Source organism: Pseudomonas sp. PvP001, from assembly GCF_040546375.1.
Classification (GTDB): Bacteria; Pseudomonadota; Gammaproteobacteria; order Pseudomonadales; family Pseudomonadaceae; genus Aquipseudomonas; species Aquipseudomonas coleopterorum.
Window position 1 is genome coordinate 2,163,726 of record NZ_JBEPNQ010000001.1, and the last position, 21,738, is coordinate 2,185,463.

The 21,738-nt window shown below is 58.6% G+C and carries 16 protein-coding genes; 5 read left to right on the forward strand and 11 right to left on the reverse strand.

Annotation, left to right across the window (positions count from 1 at the left end):
* Positions 1-582 precede the first annotated feature (582 nt).
* The 7 genes from ABMD26_RS09880 to ABMD26_RS09910 form a co-directional block, all read right to left on the reverse strand.
* Complete coding sequence (locus ABMD26_RS09880; protein WP_354309287.1) at positions 583-4,332, reverse strand: S8 family serine peptidase; 3,750 nt, start codon at positions 4,330-4,332, stop codon at positions 583-585.
* The gene (locus tag ABMD26_RS09885; RefSeq protein ID WP_354309289.1) at positions 4,238-7,150 is read right to left on the reverse strand and encodes an SPM autocatalytic domain-containing protein; all 2,913 of its coding nucleotides are present in this window, start codon (positions 7,148-7,150) and stop codon (positions 4,238-4,240) included. Before ABMD26_RS09885 ends, ABMD26_RS09880 begins: the two co-directional genes overlap by 95 nt.
* Before the next feature lie 21 nt (positions 7,151-7,171).
* Positions 7,172-7,600: a DUF5625 family protein gene (locus tag ABMD26_RS09890; protein WP_354309291.1), complete on the reverse strand. Its 429-nt coding sequence runs from the start codon at positions 7,598-7,600 to the stop codon at positions 7,172-7,174.
* Positions 7,601-8,222: 622 nt separating this feature from the next.
* Positions 8,223-9,641, reverse strand: a complete 1,419-nt coding sequence (locus ABMD26_RS09895; protein ID WP_354309293.1) for an HlyD family type I secretion periplasmic adaptor subunit — start codon at positions 9,639-9,641, stop codon at positions 8,223-8,225.
* Complete coding sequence (locus tag ABMD26_RS09900) at positions 9,638-11,803, reverse strand: type I secretion system permease/ATPase (protein ID WP_354309295.1); 2,166 nt, start codon at positions 11,801-11,803, stop codon at positions 9,638-9,640. The genes ABMD26_RS09895 and ABMD26_RS09900 overlap by 4 nt, the downstream gene beginning before the upstream one ends.
* Before the next feature lie 36 nt (positions 11,804-11,839).
* Positions 11,840-13,252 (reverse strand): TolC family outer membrane protein, encoded by a 1,413-nt coding sequence (locus tag ABMD26_RS09905; protein WP_354309297.1) that lies wholly within the window; start codon positions 13,250-13,252, stop codon positions 11,840-11,842.
* A gap of 227 nt (positions 13,253-13,479) precedes the next feature.
* Positions 13,480-13,926 (reverse strand): hypothetical protein, encoded by a 447-nt coding sequence (locus ABMD26_RS09910; protein ID WP_354309299.1) that lies wholly within the window; start codon positions 13,924-13,926, stop codon positions 13,480-13,482.
* Here ABMD26_RS09910 and trmL point away from each other — a divergent pair.
* Positions 13,925-14,380, forward strand: coding sequence for a tRNA (uridine(34)/cytosine(34)/5-carboxymethylaminomethyluridine(34)-2'-O)-methyltransferase TrmL (gene trmL, locus ABMD26_RS09915; protein ID WP_049861718.1), 456 nt, complete (start codon positions 13,925-13,927; stop codon positions 14,378-14,380). The genes ABMD26_RS09910 and trmL overlap by 2 nt on opposite strands.
* Positions 14,381-14,482: 102 nt before the next feature.
* On the opposite strand, the gene secB is transcribed toward trmL, so the two are convergent.
* From secB to ABMD26_RS09930, 3 genes are read right to left on the reverse strand one after another with little or no spacing between them, the layout of a single operon-like run.
* The gene (gene secB, locus ABMD26_RS09920) at positions 14,483-14,965 is read right to left on the reverse strand and encodes a protein-export chaperone SecB (RefSeq protein WP_049861717.1); all 483 of its coding nucleotides are present in this window, start codon (positions 14,963-14,965) and stop codon (positions 14,483-14,485) included.
* A 47-nt stretch (positions 14,966-15,012) separates the two neighbouring features.
* Positions 15,013-15,267 (reverse strand): glutaredoxin 3, encoded by a 255-nt coding sequence (gene grxC / locus ABMD26_RS09925; RefSeq protein WP_049861716.1) that lies wholly within the window; start codon positions 15,265-15,267, stop codon positions 15,013-15,015.
* 1 nt (position 15,268) lies between these two features.
* Positions 15,269-15,682, reverse strand: a complete 414-nt coding sequence (locus ABMD26_RS09930) for a rhodanese-like domain-containing protein (protein WP_090355623.1) — start codon at positions 15,680-15,682, stop codon at positions 15,269-15,271.
* 217 nt (positions 15,683-15,899) lie between these two features.
* Between ABMD26_RS09930 and gpmI the strand changes: the two genes are divergently transcribed.
* The 4 genes from gpmI (at position 15,900) to ABMD26_RS09950 (ending at position 20,876) form a co-directional block, all read left to right on the forward strand.
* Complete coding sequence (gene gpmI, locus ABMD26_RS09935) at positions 15,900-17,435, forward strand: 2,3-bisphosphoglycerate-independent phosphoglycerate mutase (protein ID WP_354309303.1); 1,536 nt, start codon at positions 15,900-15,902, stop codon at positions 17,433-17,435.
* Positions 17,436-17,438: 3 nt separating this feature from the next.
* Positions 17,439-18,731 (forward strand): murein hydrolase activator EnvC family protein, encoded by a 1,293-nt coding sequence (locus ABMD26_RS09940; protein WP_056844456.1) that lies wholly within the window; start codon positions 17,439-17,441, stop codon positions 18,729-18,731.
* A gap of 62 nt (positions 18,732-18,793) precedes the next feature.
* Positions 18,794-20,119, forward strand: coding sequence for a S41 family peptidase (locus tag ABMD26_RS09945; protein ID WP_049861712.1), 1,326 nt, complete (start codon positions 18,794-18,796; stop codon positions 20,117-20,119).
* Between the two features lies 1 nt (position 20,120).
* Positions 20,121-20,876, forward strand: coding sequence for a divergent polysaccharide deacetylase family protein (locus ABMD26_RS09950; RefSeq protein ID WP_134722880.1), 756 nt, complete (start codon positions 20,121-20,123; stop codon positions 20,874-20,876).
* Positions 20,877-20,893: 17 nt separating this feature from the next.
* Here ABMD26_RS09950 and ABMD26_RS09955 read toward each other — a convergent pair whose 3' ends face one another.
* Complete coding sequence (locus tag ABMD26_RS09955; protein WP_134722878.1) at positions 20,894-21,652, reverse strand: substrate-binding periplasmic protein; 759 nt, start codon at positions 21,650-21,652, stop codon at positions 20,894-20,896.
* Between the last annotated feature and the right edge of the window lie 86 nt (positions 21,653-21,738).

Below are 21,738 nucleotides of genomic sequence, written 5' to 3' on the forward strand. Positions count from 1 at the left end.
CTCACCGCGGTGAGTCTGATGCACCGCACATACCGCCGACGCGGCTCGCGCCGCTGCTACAGAGGGCTTGAAGAAACTCTCCGCTTTTGTGCATTCGCCTTGTGCACTGCACCCACACGATGCGCTGTTGAACATCGCTGATCGCTCGGATAAAACTTCGTTCGTTTCAATGAGCTACAAGACTGTTATCCGATCAAAATTATTTTTCCTTATATTTCAATCAGATAGACAGTACGGCGAAACATTTTGGGTGTTCAGAAAGCTTCTGCAACAAAACTGGCACGCGCGCTGCAATGTACTAACCATTACCCAGTTTCGGGAACCTTGGTACAGGCAGGCCGGGGATTCCCTCTTTACACCGCGACTCCAGCCAAGGCTGGAATACCGCACTACTGTTTTGGGGACCTTGGTACAGGCAGGCCGGGACTCCCCTTCTTTATCGCGAGACACCCGGCGGCAACGCCGGGCATCTCAACCCTTTTAGGGGGCCCCGGTACAGGCAGGCTGGGGTCTCCTTTCTTTATTCTTCGGCGGCCTCGGCCCAAGATTATTCAGAGTTCCCATCTCGCCTTGGCTGTATATCTACACGCTTCCCGCCAATGTGACATTCCAAAAAGTATACGGAGCCAGTGTCGGACCGGACTGCACGCCTGCTGCGGGAGCAAACACAGCCATCGCATCGACCAGTTGATCGAACTGACTTGATTGCAGATTCGTCCCTGCGCCTTGCGCTGAAGTCTGTGAAATCAAATCCACTGTCTGCCAGACAGTCCCATCAGCAAACTCGATACGCTCAACGCTATGCCCGGCTGCAGTATTCCATCCTGACAAGATGCTTTGATCAGCGCCCAGACGCAAAAGCATTCCCTGGTCACTGTGCTCAGCCTTTACCTGCTCTGGCTTGATGCCCACCTCGAAAACAATAGTATCAATGCCCCCAACGGCACCGAAGTCTTCATATATCCGGTCATGGCCGTGCCCTCTCCCTATGACATAACGGTCATTGCCCTGCCCTCCGGCCATACGATCATTGCCACGCTCGCCAGAAAGACGGTTATCGCTGCTGTTACCGCGCAAAAGGTTACCGTCGGCGTTACCAGTGGCGTTTATCAGGATGCGACCCGCCAGAATCAGATTTTCGACGTGTTCGGGCAAGGTGAACGACAACGAGGAAACCACTGTGTCGTTACCTTCACCAACGAGTTCGATCAAGCGATCTGCTGCGTTGTCTACAACATAGATATCGTTGCCTCCTGCCCCCACCATGACATCGGCGCCCTGTCCGCCATCCATCACGTTGTTCGCAGAGTTGCCTCGCAGGTGATTATCCAACTGGTTGCCTACTGCATTGATTGCTTGATGGCCGAGTAGCTGCAAGGCTTCCACCTCTGGGGCAAGAGTATGGCTGATCGTGGCTTTGACTCTATCGTAGCCACCACCTGCCCATTCCTGGACTACATCACCCTCATGGTCGACCAGGTAGGTATCGTCGCCAAGACGCCCCTCCATGATATCTGCGCCCCTACCACCATCCAGCGTATTGCCCCCTGCATCGCCGACCAGCAGGTCATTGGCGTCAGTACCATTGATCGTGATCTTTGGAAGGCCCGCGCCCTCGCCAAAAATGAAGTGACTGGACGATAACTGTGCAGCATCGACGCCTTTGAGTGTCAGATACTGACTTCCAGCCGCCATGCTCCCCAACCACACTTTCAGATAATGCTCACCATCAACTACGACAGGGGTAAAACTCAGGCCAGAAAAGTCTCGCACAGCCCGTATTTGAGAGAGATCGATTTTCTCGTTGGGGTTGTTCACTTCGAAATCGATGATCAGATTACCCAGCAAGCCGTAGGAAGCACTTTCGGTCAAATCTTCCACGACGACGAAGCGATCATTCCCAGCTCCACCCGCCACCGCCGCTCCCGTATGAGAAGCGGTGCCGTGCAACGTAACGCTGGGCGCAAGAACGCTATTGAACGCGTAGTCCGTGATCGCTAGGTCGCCCTCGAGGTACAACGTGTCGTCCCCCGCGTCGCCCCCCAGATAATCAAGGCCACTGCCACCGTAAAGCACGTCATTGCCGCCACCACCGCGCACTACATCGTCGCCTTCTCGGCCATTGAGAAGATCGTCCCCGCCGATGAGCGAAGCCGTAGAGTTTTCTCCTACCAAAACGTCGTTGCCTAGACCGCCCAGAATGGTGTCCCCACCATTGCCACCGAAGACTTTTTCGCCGATATCGCCACTGACATGCAGCATCCCCAGCGACGTGTCCGGTAGAACCATTGAGCGATCGCTGGATTCAGTGCTGAAACTGTAGCCTGCGTAACGGCCGATCTCACTGGTGCGCATCGTCTCCGGCAGGCGAACGAAGCTGGCCAGCGTCAGCAAGCGGGCATCGATGTTAGTCAAAAGCACTCGTTGCCCGTTGGCAAAGCTCAGTTGTGCATCAGCACCCTGCTGAGAGATGCGCATTGTTTCGTAGACAGTGGCCGAGAAGCCCGCCAGTACCAATTTGTCCTGTCCAATAACGAAATCAGTAATGGTATCGGTGTCGCCAGCAGCTTTTTCAATGATGAAACTGTCAGCATCTGCCCCGCCTGTGAGCAGGTCACTGCCGCTGCCACCGACCAACGTGTCGGTACCGGCGCCGCCAATCAGAGTGTCGTCACCACGTCCGCCTTGGAGATGGTTGGACGTGCCATTACCGACCAGACGATCGGCATGATCTCCGCCGATGACATCTTCGATCTGCTCAGCATCCAGAATGGTCATCTGTTGACCTGCCAACATCGCCTGTCCGCTTGATAGATCGACGACGCTTGCACTTGATATGGCGGCCACATTGATCGCGTCCCTGCCACCATCTTTATCGTGAAGCACATTGCGCCCGGAACCGGTTGCCAACTTCGCAAACTCATCGGTATAGACGTAGTGGTCGTCGATAGCGCCACTGCCAAATATATTGAGGCTCCAGTCATGCAATGTCCCGCTTTGGCCGGTCGCCGTGTCGATGACCTTGAGCGTCCAGTCCCCTTTCGGGTTTTCACCTCGAAGCAGAGCGGTCGAGAAAACGTAATCCAATGTCGTCGCTTGATTGAAGTCGCTGTCACCGTAATTCGTATCGTCTGAACCCTTGGCTTTACCGGGGCGATCCATGAGAACGGACTCAGTGCCCGAAGGCGAAACCAATATGACGATCAAATCACCTGGCCGCGCATGACTGAGCCGGATCCGGACCTCCACATGCTCCAACTTCATGTTCGCCACATTCACCGTCAGCGAGTGGCGAACTCCGGTTTGATCTCCATCGCTGATCGCCATGTCGAGCACGCCGGACTCCGGAGCCTGGGTCAAACTGTATTGATTTGCAGCGGTTTGTTGGGTATGCCAGGTTTCTGCAAGACGCACAGCCGCTCGAGCATCGACTTGACCGTAGCCGTAATCATGACTGACGTGCATGCCGCCGCCGTTCCAGCGGCCACTACCGTTGTACTGCCACTTTGTTCCGGGGTCATTCACTTGTCGAGCCGACAGCGCCAGAATCTCCTGCACGTCTCGGTACCCCAGACCCGGATTGGCTTCCAGCATCAGCGCCACAATCCCGGATACCACGGGCGCGGCGAAGCTGGTGCCCTGACTCGAATGTGTCTCGCTCCCCCGCACCGCACCGGTAGCCGTATGAACCGACCGTGAAGTCGACGTTATGTTGGAGCCAGGTGCGCTGACCAGAATGGTGGCGCCGGGGCTGGAAAACGGCTGCCCACCTATTTGCAGTGCACCTAGATCAGTGGCTGCATTGATTGCACCGACGACAATGCTGCTGCGGGTATTGGTGATGTTCGAATAGTTGGTGTTGCCGCCCGCCTGCCGATCATTGCCGCCTGCTGTGACGATGACCGTCCCCAAACCCCCACGACCGTGGGCTAGTGCCCGGCGAAAAGCCACTGGCAGTTCACCCAGTTTCGCCTCCGAGAACCTCAGGTCGAATCGAAGGCTGCTACCCCAGCTGTTGTTGACCACATCGTACTGATGCATGTGATCCATATTGCTGAAGTCATCCTTGCTGATCCAGTAACCGGCAAGCGTGGCGTTGTAGGCTAACCCCACACCACCCTCACCGTTCCGAGCCGCTACCATGACCCCTGCGACCTGAGTCGCGTGCTCACTGTATTTTCCTTCGCTTCCTTCTCCGGCCGTCTGGCCGGACGTGGCACTGGCCAGCCATACTGGATCAACGTTGTCCCGGAGATCGGCATGCCGATAATCGAAAAATCTCCTTGGTGGTGCCGAAGGGGCTATGAGTTTCGATCTGCGCGATGCGCACACCTTGCCCCGTATAGTGCTGCCACACCGGCAGGATATTGGTCTCGGACAAGTACCATTGCTCAGCTACCAATGGGTCACTGGGTAAATCGGCCGTCCTCAGGTAGACGGTCGACCGCATCACAGCGCTCTCTTCGCTGCCACTGTTAACCACCGTTGCGGCAACGTTACCTTTCGCATCGGCGGCGCTGTATTTGAAACCCATGATTCCAACGAAACCAGGGTCCGGCACGAACAGAACATCACCACTGTCAGTCAAGGTAGCCGTACCACCCATGACGTCGAAAAGCCCGGTGATGTGCAACTCGTCCTGCTGCCAGTCGATGTCGTTGCCCAGCAGCTGTTCCTTGCCGATGAGGTGTGGAGCCGTGCGGTCAAACGCGACACCGGCCTTGTCGTGACTCAGTACATCCTTGACCAACAGCGGATTTTCCAGTCCTGCACTCGACGAGCCTGGAATCTGTACTTTGCTCAGGTTCCTGAAGTTGGCTATTTCGATGTTCCTGAGCAAATCGGTGCCGTCACGTCCAGCCACCGTATCGGTGATCCAGACCCCTTCAGCCGTTCGGCTTATCCGGTAATCAGCAAAATCACCCGACAGCTCAATCGCATCATCGCCATCGCCCCCATCGATTACGTCATCACCTGCGCCACCGATCAGGACATCGTCGCCAGCGCCACCGTCCAGGCGATCATCATCCTGCCCACCATCGATCAGGTCATCGCCAGCCCCGCCCTGGAGACGATCACGGCCTTGATGCCCTCGCAGAATGTCGTTGCCTGCACCGCCCAGCAGGATATCGTTTCCATCCTCACCGGCCAGCGCATCATTGGCCGCACCGCCAATCAGTACATCATCGCCATCTCCCCCACGCATATACACAGTGCTTGTGCCGCCACTGATGAACGTGTCGTTACCTCGACCTCCTTGGGCGATCTCGATTCCGGCTTTGTCCAACTCCAAGAAAACACCTTTATCACCCACCACTTGAACGATGTCGGTACCTTCACCCCCGTGGATATTGCCTGGCAGATCATCACCGTCAATCAACAGCACGTCATCGCCTGCACCGCCATGGAAGGTGTCGCTTCCCTGTCCGCCGGCGAGCCAGTTGCTTTGTCCGTCGCCTACAAGCACATCATTGCCGGCCCCCCCTGCCGCATTCATCACTCCTTTTAGTGACACATCGATATGCTCGCCGTTGCTTGCCGCCGAGGCGTAGCTGCTTACGGTCGCCACTCGCTCCGAGCTCTGAGTGGTGACAACGGTGCCTTTGCCACTGGCGGTAAACGTGTGGCCATTTGGGTTGGCAATGAAGCTCGCGGCCACCGCCTCCTTGATCGCACCGCGCTGAACGAAAGTGCCGCGTGAAAGCACCTCATTACCGTTGCGGACCTCCCCGCTTTGCACCTGATCATGCAGGTCGATCTGGGTGATGCCCAGTTCATCGAGCGAAGACAGCTCGGTGCGTTCGCCCGCATCAGGGGCACCGTTGCCATTGCTGTCCTCCCAGCTTCTACCGTCGTGGTTGGCGTCTACCCATACCTTGACGGTGTTCCACGCCGCGTCATTGCGATCAAAGACACCGTCCGCATTACTGTCCAGACTTGCCAACGCAGCGAAGCCGTTGGCAAAGCGCTTTTCGCCTGCACTACCACCGGTACCTGCCGCTCCACCAAAGTATTCGGACAGGGTTTCACTGATGTTGTCGATCTTGCCGTTACCGTTGCTATCGACGACAACGATCCCATCCTCCGGGCTCACCCAGCCGGTTTCCTCGAGATTACCTCCGTCATTATCTGCATCGAAAAAGACAGGGGCGTCGCGGTAGTTGGTGAGACGGACGCCATCGCCATTAAGGTCCAGGATCAGAGGATCGGTAGGCAAAGTCTGTCGGGCACGAGCATCGCCTGAGTTGAGCAACGCAGCCATTGCCCCTTGATACGACAAGCCTGTCGCGACGTTGCGCAGGCCAACATCGAAGACTTCCTCAGTGGGATTATGGTTACCAGGCCGATAGCCATCGGAAAGAATCTGCGTAGCCGCTGCCGCGAAGGTGTTGTTGATCCAGTTGCCTTTGTACTGATTGATGTTCAGTGTGGCCGAATCGGACGTGACCCGGTGGCTGCCTCCGCTGGTGACCAGGCCTTGAGCTACGTCGGCTGCTTCCGCTTCGTGGTTGGTGGAGCCTTTTTGTTTTGCGGTACCGGCGTTGTCGATTTTCAGGGAGAAGTCGTGGGTAACGGGACTGGCGTTAGGTTGATCACTTGCTCCCAGCCAAAGACAGGTCTGACCATCCTTCGCTTCGTAGTAGAGGCCATGCCGGGTAAGGTCATCACGGATGATTTGTGCGCCGAAGCCGTGGAGCAGGGTCTTGAGATTGTCGGGGTTGTTGCCGGGGAGTAGATCACCCTGGAAACCGTTTGGGTTGTAGCCGATGGCTTTCAACGACGCGTAGACAAAATCGACACAACTATTTATAAGGACATTGTAATCTCCAAAACCGCCCTTCTCGGCCTGTTCTGAAAACCGCAATAAAGCCTCATATTGTGACTTGGTGAGCTGTACCGCAACCTCATAAAGCGTATCTTGATAAGCGTCATTATCATTTAGCACCAGCCTGCCTGGCCCAAACATTTCTCCATCTCGAGAGGCGAATCCACGGCTGTGTATGGCATGCCCATCCGTCGCGCTGAACCACATATGGCCAGCGGATGATTTCGTTATTTCTCCAGACTGGGGATCACCGGATACACCCTGACTCGAGTAACCGCTTAACGCGCCCGAAACCTTATAAGTCACTTTGTACTGCTTATCCAAGTCCAACCCTCCATTAATCCATTAATATTTTCTATTATACGAGACTAACCCTACGTAAACCTCTTCACTTTGAAATTCCATTAGCTCAACTAGCGTGTTGATTTCAAACCTGTAGTGCCCAGGTGTAAATGTGAAGTGCTTGATTAGTCTTATTCCAGTATTTTTGATAACACCGCAATACCTGGTTACCTGAAAACCTTCCAACCCAACCGAGGTTACGACCTTGTCAAAAACAATCATCCCATCCTTGATAACTTTTAGTTGAATCGGAATACCAGCACCAAGCTCGGCATGACGACGCCCCCATACATCGCGTACGCGCAACTCCTCTTCACTCCCACGCAATGCATAATATAGCTCTACTCGATATCCCCCCTTGTCCCTGATCCTGAGCTCTAACGTAGCCCGCTGGTCTTTTTTTGATACATCAAGCGGCTTGATAATTTCCACTGGACTCGAACAAGAGGTTAGCGTTATCTGTAGTACACAGAAAACATACCAGTGCCTCAGTACACGACCACGCCTGAGCTGCAAGCGAAGATTTTTGCCTATCCCTAAAGTAAACATAGAGCACCTTTAACTATACGCATCACGTATAAGCAGCGACTCCAGATATGGATAGCTTATCTGTGACGGTCACTCAACAAAGGCTTCAAAAAAGCCACAAACTTTCGACCTATGAAAAATGAACAGATCATTTCTACTATAGAGGCTACCAAAAGATAGACAGCCCATATTCTTGCAAGGCGATCTTCGAATTCGCTAGAACTTAGAAAGATCACCAGAATAATGACAAGCAAAGTCTGGTATATAAATCCATTCCTTGCCATTAAATAGACCCTCTTCAGAAAATGAGAGAGCACAAGTACCTTATCGCACCAACGGCAGCAGGTACGGCCATATGCGCGACATCCGACCCACCCTGCAGAAACATGTACAAGACAAATAAAATAGCCAAATCAACCCAGCCAGGATACGCAAATATTTTCATACCAACCCTATTCAAAAATAGCGCGAGCGGTCAACGGCATAAGTGATAGAAACCTCACCACCAGAACCAACGGCCCTTCATTTACCGCTCCCGCAAACTCTCCACCGCATACTGCTGCAACGGACTCAAGAAATAATCAATCACCTTGCGCTTATCCGTCTTGACTTCCACCGTGACCGACATCCCCGGCGACAACTTCACCTGTTCGCCCTGCACTTCGATGGCGTTCTTCAATAAGCGCACTCGGCTGCTGTAGATCAGCCCGCGTTTCTCATCTTCGATGGCGTCGTTGGAAAGGCTGGTGATTTCCCCGTCCACGGTGCCGTACTTGGTAAACGTGAAGGTCTCGACTTTCACCGTAGCCATTTGTCCTGCTCGTACAAACCCTACATCCTTGTTTTCCAGAAAGGCCTCGACTTCCACGGGTTGGTCGCTGGGCACGATCACCATCAGTGGCTGCGCGGCAGTGACGACACCACCTACGGTGTGGATGGCGAGTTGCTGTACTGTCCCGTCCACTGGGGCGGTCAAGCTCATCAGTCTGTCTCGCTGCTCGGCCTTGTTCAGTTCCTGGGTGAGCGAAACGACCTTTTGTTCGGACTGCTGCTGCAGGTCGAGCATGGCGCGACGGGTTTGGGCTAGAACGCTGGCGCGGCGACGCTGAGCTTCTTTTCGGCTGGCGTTGAGTTCGGTCAGGCGAGCCTGTTGCACGGCCATGTCGCGTTCCTGGTCCAGAAGCACTTGCTGCTTTTCGAGAAAGGCATGACGGGGCACGTATTGCTGATCCAGCAACTGGCGATAGTCTTCGGCCAGACCGCGAGTGATCGGCAGCGTTTGCTTCAGTGCCTCGATGACTGACCGTGAAGACTGAATTTCAGCCGCGCGTTGTTCTATCTCTGCATCCACCTGATCCAGCGTGCTGCGTAGCTCAAGGTATTGGCCTTCCAGCCAGTGCTGTGCTGCCTGCACCTGCTCAGGCGCGGCGTGAGCGATGTAGGCCGACAGTGAAGCAGCGGCTTGGCCACGCTTGATGGCCCACAGCAGTGCAGTTGCCCGGGCACTATCGACCTGAGCTGCCAGCAGATCATTGCGTAGCCGCGTGACGTCGGCGCCTGAGGCGCTGGTGTCCAGCTCTACCAGCACCTCCCCCGCTTTAACCGACTGGCCGTCATGCACGCGGATGGCTTTGACCACGGCAACTTCACTGGCTTGCAGAGTCTTGCTCTTGCCGCTGGCGACCACTTTGCCTCGCGCCGTGGCAACCACCTCGATCTCACCCACGCAGGCCCACACTACTCCCAGCACCGCAAATGTCATGATTGCCCATTGGGTGTAACGAGGAGCGGGGTGTACCGGCTGATCCTGCAGTGCAAGCGCAGCCGGTAAGAACTGCACCTCGTGTGACAGCCGTTGAGGGGTGTCGAGGCTGCGACGCTGCTCCCAGGCCTCGGCGAAGGCCAGCCGGTAACGCTGCCAGAGCGCATGGATCCCCTGGGTCATGGCTGCTCCCCCTGCTGCAGACGATGCAACTGGGTGTACAGGCTGTCTGGGTTGGCGAGAAGCTGGCGATGACTGCCTTGCTCGCGGATTTGGCCCTTGTCCATCACCACGATGCGGTCGGCATCGCGAACGGCAGACAGCCGGTGCGCAATGATGATGACCGTGCGCCCTTTGCACATGTGCTGCATGTTCTGCTGAATGACCCGCTCGGACTCATAGTCCAACGCGCTGGTGGCCTCGTCGAAGATCAGAATGCGCGGGTTGCCGATCAGGGCGCGAGCGATGGCTATACGCTGGCGCTGGCCGCCTGAAAGGGACGCTCCGTGTTCGCCGATGATGGTGTCGTAGCCTTCAGGTAGCTCTAGGATGAAGTCATGGGCACCGGCCATTCTTGCGGCGTGCATGACCGCATCCAAAGGCGCACCGGGATCGGTCAATGCGATGTTTTCCCGGATGCTGCGGTTGAACAGCAAGTTGTCCTGCAGCACCACGCCGATCTGCCGCCGTAGCGATGACACGTCAGCCAGTGCCAGGTCCATACCATCGATCAGTACACGGCCTCGTTCAGGTACGAACAAACGCTGCAGCAAACGGGTCAGCGTGCTTTTGCCCGAGCCGGAGCGGCCAACGATACCGATGACCTCGCCCGCCGAAATACTAAAGCTCACGCCCCGTAACACTTCCGAACCGTCTGGGCGGTAGCGGAACTGCACTTGGTCGAATTCGATGCGCCCCTGCAGCGCTGGCAATGCAGCGCGGGTAGCCTGCGACAGTTCTGTGGGCGTATTGAGGATGTCACCCAGCCGCTCCACCGACACCGCCGTTTGCTGAAACTGGGTCCAGAGCTGGGCTAGGCGCATGATGGGCTGGGATACCCGGCCCGCCAGCATGTTGAAGGCAATCAACTGCCCGACCGATAGCTGACCTTCGATCACCAGGCGGGCGCCCAGCCACAGCGTGGCAACGGTGACCAACTTGCCGATCAGCGAGACGCTTTCATTGGCCAGGGTGGACAAGGTCTGAGTCTTGAAACCGGCACTGACATAGGCAGCCAACTGGTTGTCCCAACGTCGAGTGATCTGCGGCTCCACCGCCAGGGACTTGAGCGTGTCGATACCGTTGACGGTTTCGACTAGAAACGCCTGATTCTCTGCGCCACGCGCGAAGCTTTCGTTCAGCCGTTTGCGCAGTAACGGCGTGATGATGAGCGATACGAAGAAGTACAGCGGCAGGGAAATCAACACCACCAGCGTCAACCAACCGCTGTAGAAGAACATCACCGCCAGAAAGACGACTGAGAACAGGATGTCCAACAACAGGGTAATGGTATTGCCGGTGAGAAAACTGCGGATGTTCTCCAGTTCACGCACTCGGGCCACTGAATCACCGACACGACGCGCCTGAAAATAGGCTAAAGGCAAGGTGACCAGATGGCGAAACAGCCGCGAGCCCAATTCCACATCGATACGGCTGGCCGTATGCGCGAAAACATAGCTGCGCAACCCACTGAGCAAGGTTTCGAAAAGCATGATGCCCAAGAGGCCGATGGCGACCACATCCAATGTGGTCAGTCCCTGATGCACCAGAACCTTATCCATCACCACCTGAAAGAACAGGGGTGTCAGCAGGGCAAAAATCTGTAGCACGAATGACACCAACAGCACTTCGCCCAACAACTTGCGATACTTGACAATGGCGGGGATAAACCATGTGAAGTCGAAACGCGAAAGGCCTGACAAAAGGCTGGCTTCGCTGCGCAGCAGGATCAACCGACCACTCCAACGGGCCGACAAAACATCAAGGTCGATGATTTGCGGACGCTCGCAAACAGGATCCTGGATAAGCGCCTTGCTATCCTGCAAGCGCGCGATGATGAAGAAACGACCTTCGTTATCCTGGGCGATGGCAGGCAATGGATTATGCTGCAGCCGCTCTGGCTTGATGGTCACCTGACGGGCTTTCAAGGAGGATTTGCGAGCGGCCAGCAAAAGCTGGTCCTGATTCAAAGGTTGGTTACCCACACAAAACTCATGAGCAAGTTGCTCGACGCAGATCGCTACATTGTGGAACCGGGCCAGCATTGCCAAACACGCCAAGCCAGTGTCCAGCGAGTGCAGATCATTCTCGGCATGCGGCGAAGCACCCGCTTTATTGTCGTTCATTGAGTCAACTCTTGATAAAGAGGTTACGGCCTGTTGTTACAGTTCTGATCTGAAGGCCGGAGGAAGAAAGTCCACAGCGGGGTCATACGTTTTATTGCCATAACTGGACAACGCCACCAAGTCCGCACTGGCCAGTGTGCCGGCAACCTGCCTCAGTCTTAATGTATTCAGTACAAAGTCATAGCGAGCTTCGTTGTAAGCCTTTACAGCGGTATATAACTTTCGCTGAGCTTCGAGAACATCGGCCGTATTCCGCGTACCTAATTCGCGGCCAGCGGTGTTTGCCAACAATGATGCATGGCTGGATTTCAAGCTTTGCTGGCGAGCGCTCACTTGTTCGATATCGGAATGAATAGCGCGATGAAGATCCCGTGTGCGCTGTACGATTTCGCGCCTGAGATCTTCATGTTGGTCTTGGCTTTGAGCGTAACGATAGCCAGCCTCTCGGATCCGTGAAAGGCCGGACCCACCTGCGTAGAGGGGCACAGTCAGTTCCAGAGCGACACTGCGCTGCGAGAAGGACCCTTGATAGACGGGCTGGGAGGGAGATGAGGTATTGGTGTACCCGAAGCTGTCATTATCACCCTGTCGGTAGGACGCCACCACATCAAGCGTCGGTGCCAAAGCGGCCTTGTGTTGTCGGGTTGCTTCAGCTGTCGCCGAGACCTGAAACTCACTGGCCAGCAATGAGAGATTATGCCCCACCGCCTGCTCGACCCAACTGACCGAATTAGCGGGTGATGGCGGCGAGATAGGGAAATAGTGATGCAAGCCTTCCAGTGTTGCGTAGGAACTGGCGGTCAGACGCGACAAACGCTCGAATGCATCATCGACCCTGCGCTGGGCAAGCTGGCGGTTCGCACGGGTGTTATCAAAGGCAGCCTGTGCTTCAAGCACGTCAGTAATAGCTGCGGCGCCTTTAGTCTGGCGCGCTTGAGCCTGCAATAACAGGCGTCGCAGGGCATCCTCTTCGGACTGTGAAGCGGCCAGCAGGTCCGTCGCTTTCAGTGTCTCGAAATAGACCTGCGCCACCTCAAGGATAAGGTCCTGCTCCTTGCTTGCCAGCTCCAATTCGGCGCGAGCCAGGTTGGCATTGACAGCCTTGAGTTGATACCAGCGGTCAAGGCGGATCAAAGGCTGAGTGAGGTTGGCATGAAAGACAGTGTGACTGCGATCGCGTGTGGTCTGTTGATTGGCCTGGATGAGTGTTTGGGTAGTGAAGGATGCGCCTGCTGTCAGCGTCGGCAGTAAACCTGCCCGCGCTTGGGGAAGCGCTTCACGGCTGGCCTGGTATTCGCTGCGAGCAGCGGCCAACTTGGCATCATTGGCAAAGGCCTGATTATAAACCTCAACAAGACTGGCACGCCGTTGAATTTCAGATGCCTGAACGATTGTGATGTTAACGCAACCCAGAACGGCACCGAGCCAAAAACGAAAAATAAGATTCATAAACTTCCATGTCATGCACGAGGGCTTAGTCACTCAAGCCCAGCCAGTGAATGGAGCGCAAATATACTCACTATGGAAACTATTGAAACAACCTATTTATTACTAACTTTGTAATAAGTGGAAAGATTCTTAGGGGCGTTCGGAACGGCAGTACGTGACTGTAAGAAAATTCACCCAACCCACAATACCAAGCCCAAACATTGAGAACTCGCCTTATACTCCAGACATCAAATGTCGGACACTTGAAACTTTACAACCCACCGCCACCGCCCGTTCTGTTGTACCCCCGTTGAATCCGCCCGCAATGCCCTCGCCGCTACCACCGTCAACAACAACCCCTCATCACTACGCTGAACGCGCCAGGTCACCGGCTTGCCGTCCACCAGCAACCGCCCGCTGGCCGGCGCACCCGTGGCGTCGAACAGTATCGCCACCGTTCCTTCCACCACCTCGGCATGCACCTTCGGCTCGTCGTTGAACCACAGCACCAGCTGGTCGCGGTGCACTTCGATGTTGTCCAGGCGAGCAGGCTCGGGATTGGTCAGGCGGCCGATCATCAGGCCGATCAGCAGGCCGAACAGGGCCAGCGAGCCCAAGACCCGTGGCCACAGTTGCGAACGCTCGCTCGGATCAGGAGTAGAATGCTGCCCGTCCTTCAGTTCGGTGCCGCGCATGTTTCACGTGATCCTTTTTCAACCAGAGATTCCACCCAATACGGGCAACATTATCAGGCTGTGTGCCAACAGCGGTTGTGCCTTGCACCTGATAGAGCCGATCGGCTTCGAGCTGGACGACAAGCGCTTGCGTCGGGCCGGCCTGGATTATCACGAATATGCCACGCTGCAGCGCCATGCCGATCTGGCCAGTTGCCTGGAAAGCCTGGGGCAGCCACGGGTGTTCGCGTTCACCACCAAGGGTTCGCGACCGTTTCATGATGCCAGCTTCGAGAAGGGCGATGCGTTCCTGTTCGGTCCGGAAAGCCGTGGGCTGCCGGCCGAGGTGCTGGACGCGCTGGACAGCCAGCACAAGTTGCGCCTGCCGATGCGCGAGGGGTGCCGCAGTTTGAATCTGTCCAATACGGTGGCAGTGGCGGTGTATGAGGCGTGGCGGCAGTTGGGGTTTGAGTAGGGCTTGAGGGCCTCTTCGCGGGCAGAGGGCTCGCGAAAGAGGCAGCACGCACACACAAAAAAGCGCCCCGAAAGGCGCTTTTCGTTCACAGCACGGCCATGCTTACTGGGCCGAAGGGGCTTCGCCCGATTCCTGCATGCGTTGCAGTTCCTGCGCGTAAAGCATGTCGAAGTTCACCGGAGCGAGCATCAGCGCCGGGAACGAACCGCGGGTTACCAGGCTGTCCAGGGTCTCGCGGGCATACGGGAACAGGATGTTGGGGCAGAAAGCACCCAGGGTGTGGCTCATCGAGCCTTCGTCCAGACCCTTGATCAGGAAGATACCGGCCTGTTGCACTTCGGCGATGAATGCGACTTCTTCGCCGTTCTTGACCGTGACCGACAGGGTCAACACGACTTCGTGGAAGTCGCCTTCCAGGCCTTTCTGGCGGGTGTTCAGGTCCAGGGAAACGCTAGGTTCCCACTGCTGGCGGAAGATCGCCGGGCTTTTCGGGGCTTCGAACGACAGGTCACGCACGTAGATGCGCTGCAGCGAGAACTGCGGTTCGTTTTCGGCGGCAGCGCCATTGTTCGCTTGATCGGTCATCGCTGATCCTTGTGATCTTCAGAGGTGTGGGGGTAAAGGGGACCGAATCAGGCCCCCAGCAACGCGTCCAGCTTGCCGGCGCGCTCGAGGGCGAACAGGTCGTCGCAGCCGCCGACGTGCAAGTCGCCGATCCAGATCTGTGGCACCGAGGTGCGGCCGGCCTTGGCGGCCATTTCGCGGCGCAGATCGGACTTGCCGTCGACCTTGATCTCGGTGAACTTCGCTTTCTTGCTTTCCAGCAGGTACTTGGCGCGCGAGCAGTACGGGCAATAGTCACTGGAGTAGACGACGATCGGCTTCATGTCACTTCACCACGGGCAGGTTGTCGGCACGCCAGCTCGATACGCCACCGGCCAGTTTAGCGGCGGTGTGGCCGGCCTTGACCAGCTCGGCGCAGGCGGTACCGGCGTGCTGGCCGATGGCGTCGACCACGATCAGCGTCTTGCCCTTGTACTTTTCCAGCTCGCCGATGCGGCTGGCCAGCTTGTCCTGAGGAATGCTCAAGGCACCGACGATGTGGCCGGCGGCGTATTCCTTCTTGTTGCGGATGTCCACGACCACGCCCTGCTCGCTGTTGACCAGCGCAGTCAGCTCGCGGGGGCTGAGGCTTTTGGCACCCTTGCTCATTTCCAGCATGATCAGCATGACCAGCAGGACCACGAACGCGGTCACGAGCAGATAGTGATTTGTGGCGAATTCAATCAGGTGAGCAACCATCAGCGGGTTCCAGGGCGTTAAAATGTCGGCCAGTATACACAGCCGCCAAGTCCGGCCAAAGCCCGCCGGACGGAACCGCTCGGCCTCATTGCGGGTCTGTGCTTGTTGTTCTTGCGTCCGCGATGAAATAAACCGCCATGATTCGTCACACAGCCCTGCAATGCCCTAAAATGCCGGGCTTCTCCTGAATGCTCTTCTGACATAGCGAGTGGGATCCATGACAACCACGCCCAAACCCCTGGTCCTGATCATCCTCGATGGTTTCGGTCACAGTGAAAACCACGAGTACAACGCGGTCTATTCGGCGCGCAAGCCGGTGCTCGATGCACTCACGGCAAGCCAGCCCAACGGCTTGATCTCGGGCTCGGGCATGGACGTCGGTCTGCCCGACGGGCAGATGGGCAACTCGGAAGTCGGCCACATGAACCTGGGCGCCGGGCGTGTGGTGTATCAGGACTTCACTCGCGTGACCAAGGCCATCCGCGATGGCGAGTTCTTCACCAACCCCACCATCTGCGCGGCCGTGGACAAGGCCGTCGCAGCCGGCAAGGCGGTGCATTTCATGGGGCTGCTGTCTGACGGTGGCGTGCACAGCCATCAGGATCACCTGGTCGCCATGGCCGAGCTGGCCGCCGGGCGCGGCGCGCAGAAGCTCTACCTGCACGCCTTCCTCGACGGCCGCGACACACCGCCCAAGAGCGCGCAGGCCTCGCTGGAGCTGATGGACGCGACCTTCGCCCGTCTCGGCCACGGCCGCACTGCCAGCCTGATCGGGCGTTACTTCGCCATGGATCGCGACAACCGCTGGGATCGCGTCAGCGCGGCGTACAACCTGATCGTCGACGGGTCATCGGAATTCCATGCCGCCACTGCCGTGCAGGGTCTGCAGGCCGCCTACGAGCGTGGCGAGAGCGACGAATTCGTCAAGGCCACCACGGTAGGCGAGCCCGTCCGGGTCGAAGACGGCGACGCCGTGATCTTCATGAACTTCCGCGCCGACCGCGCGCGCGAGCTCAGCCGCGTATTCGTCGAAGACGACTTCAACGATTTCCCGCGCGCGCGCCAGCCCAAGCTGGCTGGCTATGTGGGCCTGACCCAATACTCGGCGAAGATCCCGGCACCGGCGGCATTCGCCGCTACCGGCCTGAACAACGTGCTGGGCGAGTACCTGGCGAAGAACGGCAAGACCCAGCTGCGCATCGCCGAAACCGAAAAGTACGCCCACGTGACGTTCTTCTTTTCCGGCGGCCGCGAAGAAGAGTTCCCCGGCGAAGAACGCATTCTGGTGCCTTCGCCGAAGGTTGCAACCTACGACCTGCAGCCGGAAATGAGCGCGCCGGAAGTGACCGACCGCATCGTCGAAGCCATCGAGCAGCAGCGCTATGACGTCATCGTGGTCAACTACGCGAACGGCGACATGGTTGGCCACAGCGGCATCATGGCCGCCGCGATCCAGGCGGTAGAGTGCCTGGACACCTGCGTGGGCCGTATCACCGCCGCACTCGACAAGGTCGGTGGCGAAGCGTTGATCACCGCCGACCACGGTAACTGCGAGCAGATGGAAGACGTCTGCACCGGTCAGGCACATACCGCGCACACCACCGAGCCGGTGCCCTTCATCTACGTCGGCAAGCGCGACGTCAAGGTTCGCGAAGGCGGCGTGCTGGCCGACGTGGCGCCGACCATGCTCTGGTTGATGGGCCTGCCCAAGCCCGAAGAAATGACCGGCACCTCGATCCTGGTACAAGGCTGACCCATGCTCCGCGCCCTGACGTTCCTGACCCTGACCTGCCTGCTCGGCCCGGCCTTCGCCGACGAGCGCGCGCAAACCCAGCAGCAGATCGATGCCACCCGCAAGGACATCGCCGAGCTGCAGAAAACCCTTGGCACGCTGCAGGCAGAAAGATCCGGGGTGCAGAAAGAGCTGCGCACGACCGAAACCGAGATGGGCAAGCTGGAAAAGCAGGTGGAGGCCCTGCAGAAAGAACTAAAAAAGACTGAGGGCGAGCTGGAGCGTCTCGATGGCGAGAAAGCCAAGCTCCAGGCCGCCCGGGTCGAACAGCAACGCCTCATTGCCATCCAGGCCCGCGCGGCCTATCAGAGCGGGCGTCAGGAATACCTCAAGCTTCTGCTCAACCAGCAGAACCCGGAGAAGTTCGCCCGCACCCTGACCTATTACGACTACCTGAGCCAGGCCCGCCTGGAACAGTTGAAACGCTTCAACCAGACCCTGCAGAAGCTGGCCGGTGTGGAAAAGGACATCAACCTGCAGCAGGCGCAGCTGTTGGTGCAGCAAGGCAACCTGGACAGCCAGCGCGAAGACCTCGACAAGGTGCGCAAGGAGCGCCAGGTCGCCCTGGCCAAGCTCAACGACCAGTACAAGCAGGGCGATCAGAAACTGCAGGCCCGCCAGCAGGATCAGGAAGACCTGGCCAAGGTGCTCAAGACCATCGAGGAAACCCTGGCCCGCCAGGCACGCGAGGCCGAGGAAGCGCGGCAGAAGGCCCTGCTCGCCGCTCAGGAAGCCGAACAGCGTCGCCAGCGTGAAGCGGCTGCAGCCGCAGCCCGAGAGGCGCCGACACCCGCGCCCCAGGCGCCTCGTGCGCCGACGGGCCCGATGGTGTCCAGCAGCGGCGAGAGCTTCGGTGGTGCATTTGCCTCGGCGCGGGGAAAACTTCCATGGCCTGTCGATGGTCGACTGTTGGCACGCTTCGGGGAAACCCGCGGTGACGACGTTCGTACCAAATGGGATGGGGTGATGATCAGTGCCTCGGCCGGCAGCCAGGTGCATGCGGTGCACGGTGGCCGTGTGGTCTTCGCCGACTGGTTGCGCGGCGCCGGGCTTCTGGTCATTCTCGACCACGGCAACGGTTACCTCAGCCTGTACGGTCACAACCAGACCCTGCTCAAATCGGCCGGCGACGTGGTCAAGGCCGGTGATGCCATCGCCACCGTAGGAACCAGCGGCGGGCAGAGCACGCCAGCGCTGTATTTTGCAATACGCCAGCAAGGCAAACCGACCGACCCCTCGCAGTGGTGTCGCGGTTGACTGGCGCAGTCGTTCAAAAGCAGCCCTCAAAGGCGCGAACCCGTATCAGGAGTCTGTTAGACATGCCGCATCTGTCCCGCCTTACCTCGCTGGCCCTGACGATCGCCGTGGCCACCGCCGCCCCTGCGGTGGTCGCCGCCGATCTGTCCCCGCAGCCCGCCCGAGCGGCGAGTGCGGCCCCGGCCGCAGCGCCTTTGCCGCTGGACGAGCTGCGGACCTTCGCCGAGGTGATGGACCGCATCAAGGCGGCCTATGTCGAGCCCGTGGATGACAAGACCCTGCTGGAGAACGCCATCAAGGGCATGCTCAGCAACCTGGATCCGCACTCGGCCTACCTGGGCCCTGAGGACTTCCAGGAGCTGCAGGAAAGCACCAGCGGTGAGTTCGGCGGCCTGGGCATCGAAGTGGGCAGCGACAACGGCATGATCAAGGTGGTCTCGCCCATCGACGACACGCCAGCCTCCAAGGCCGGCATCGAGGCGGGCGACCTGATCGTCAAGATCAACAACCAGCCCACCCAGGGCCTGAGCATGACCGAGGCCGTCGACCTGATGCGTGGCAAGCTCGGCGAGAAGATCACCCTGACCCTGGTGCGCGACGGTGGCACGCCCTTCGACGTGACGCTTGCGCGCGCCACCATCCAGGTCAAGAGCGTCAAGGCGCAATTGCTGGAAAACGGCTACGGCTACCTGCGCATCACCCAGTTCCAGGTGAAAACCGGCGAAGAAGTCGGCAAGGCCCTGGCGAAGCTGCGCAAGGACAACAACGGCAAGCTCAAGGGGCTGATCCTCGACCTGCGCAACAACCCCGGCGGCGTGCTGCAAAGCGCAGTGGAGGTGGCCGACCACTTCCTGACCAAGGGCCTGATCGTGTACACCAAGGGCCGTATCGCCAACTCGGAACTGCGCTTCTCCGCCGACCCGGCAGACGCCAGCGAACGCGTGCCTCTGGTCGTGTTGATCAACGGCGGCAGCGCCTCGGCGGCGGAAATCGTCGCCGGTGCGCTGCAGGACCAGAAGCGCGGCATCCTCATGGGCACCGACAGCTTCGGCAAGGGCTCGGTGCAGACCGTGCTGCCGCTCAACAACGATCGTGCCCTGAAGATCACCACGGCGCTGTACTACACACCCAATGGCCGCTCGATCCAGGCCCAGGGCATCGTGCCGGACGTCGAAGTGCGCCAAGGCAAGGTGACCCGCGACGCCGATACCGAAAGCTTTAAGGAAGCCGACCTGCAGGGTCACCTCGGCAACGGCAACGGTGGCGCCGACCGGCCTTCGGGCAAGACAGCGATCGGCGCCCGCAAGGCGCGGCCGCAGGACGATGACTTCCAGATCAGCCAGGCGCTCAGCCTGCTCAAGGGCCTGAGCGTGACGCGCGGCAACTGACATGCGCCGCATTCTGTTGCTGGCCATGTTGCTGCTGACGGCCGGACCGGCCTTCGCAGGTCCGGCCTACCTGAGCCTGATCATCGACGACCTTGGCCAGTCGCCGGCCCGAGACAGTCGCACCTTGGCCCTGCCCGGTCCGGTGACCCTGGCGATCATGCCCGATACCCCGCATGCGGCCGATTTCGCTCGTCAGGCGCACAAAGCCGGCAAGACCGTGATGGTGCACATGCCCATGGACCCCGCGACCGGCCCGTTCGCCTGGCGTCCCGACATGCCTGCCAGTGAATTGCTCGGCCGCCTGCAGGCTGCCTTGCGGGCCGTGCCCTATGCCGCCGGCCTGAACAACCACGAGGGCAGCCGCATGACGTCGCAGCCCGAGGCCATGGCCCTGCTGATGAACGAATTGCAGCAGCACGGCATGTTCTTCGTCGACAGCCGCACCAGCGCAGCCACCGTGGCCGCCGCCAAGGCCCAGAGCATTGGCCTGGCCAGCCTTTCGCGGGATGTCTTCCTGGACGACACGCGCACCGTCGAGGCCATCGCTGGCCAGCTCGAAAAAGCCATTGCCCTGGCGCACAAGCAAGGCACGGTGGTGATCATCGGCCACCCTTATCCACAGACCCTGGAAGTGCTGGAGCGCGAACTACCGCGCCTGAAGGCCAAGGGGGTGGAGTGGATACCGGTCCGGCAGATGATCGGCGAGCGCGGCAACCGCGCGACGGCCGCTCACGGCAAGGGTGGGATCTACCACTGATCCACGCTTGCCGAGTGTCATAGATACTTGGCGAAGACCCGATCGACCACGCCTTCGCGACGCATGTCATCGAGCGCTCGCTGCAGGCGCTCGACCACCTCCTGCGGCGTCTCCTTGTTCAGCGCCAGAAACAGCTCGGCACTGTTGAAACGCAGCACCGTCTTGAGCCCACTGATCCCTTCCAGACGAGCCAGGTATCGACCCGCCGGATCACCCGTGGCCCACAGATCGATCTGCCCGTCGTGCAGTTTTCGCGCATTGTCCTGGTCGCGCAGCGCGAGGATCGGACGCATGTCCCGCTCGGCCAGGCTTTGCGCGATGGCATCGCCCTTGTAGGCGCCGATCCGATACGGCCGGGCCTGGTCGAGATTCTCCAGGGTGATCGGGCTGTCCGCCCGGGCCAGCATGATCCAGTCATCCGGCCCCAGGGGGCCAACCCACTTGAAGGCCTGTTCGCGCTCGGGCAGACGCGCGGTGACGAACACCCCATAGCCGGGATTGTTCAGGGCCAGCTTGTAGATACGGTCCCAGGGAAAGCGCAGGGTCATGCTGTAGGGAATCCCGGCACGCCGATACATTTCCCGCACCAGCTCGGTCGCGATGCCGCGAATGTTGTCTTCCTGGGCGAAGTTCTTGTCGTTGCTGGCCATGTTGTAGGGCGGAAAGTTCTCGGTCAGCAACACCATCGAATAGCCCGCCGGAACTTCGGCGCGCACGGCACTGCCGCTGAACAGCGCAGCACAGAGGGCGAAGGCGAGAAAGGTGCGGTGGAGCATTACGAGGTCCCTGCAACAATGACAATGGCCAGAGTGCCGGGCGGGCCGACCGCTGTAAAGCGCTGCAACGATTACGCGACAATGTG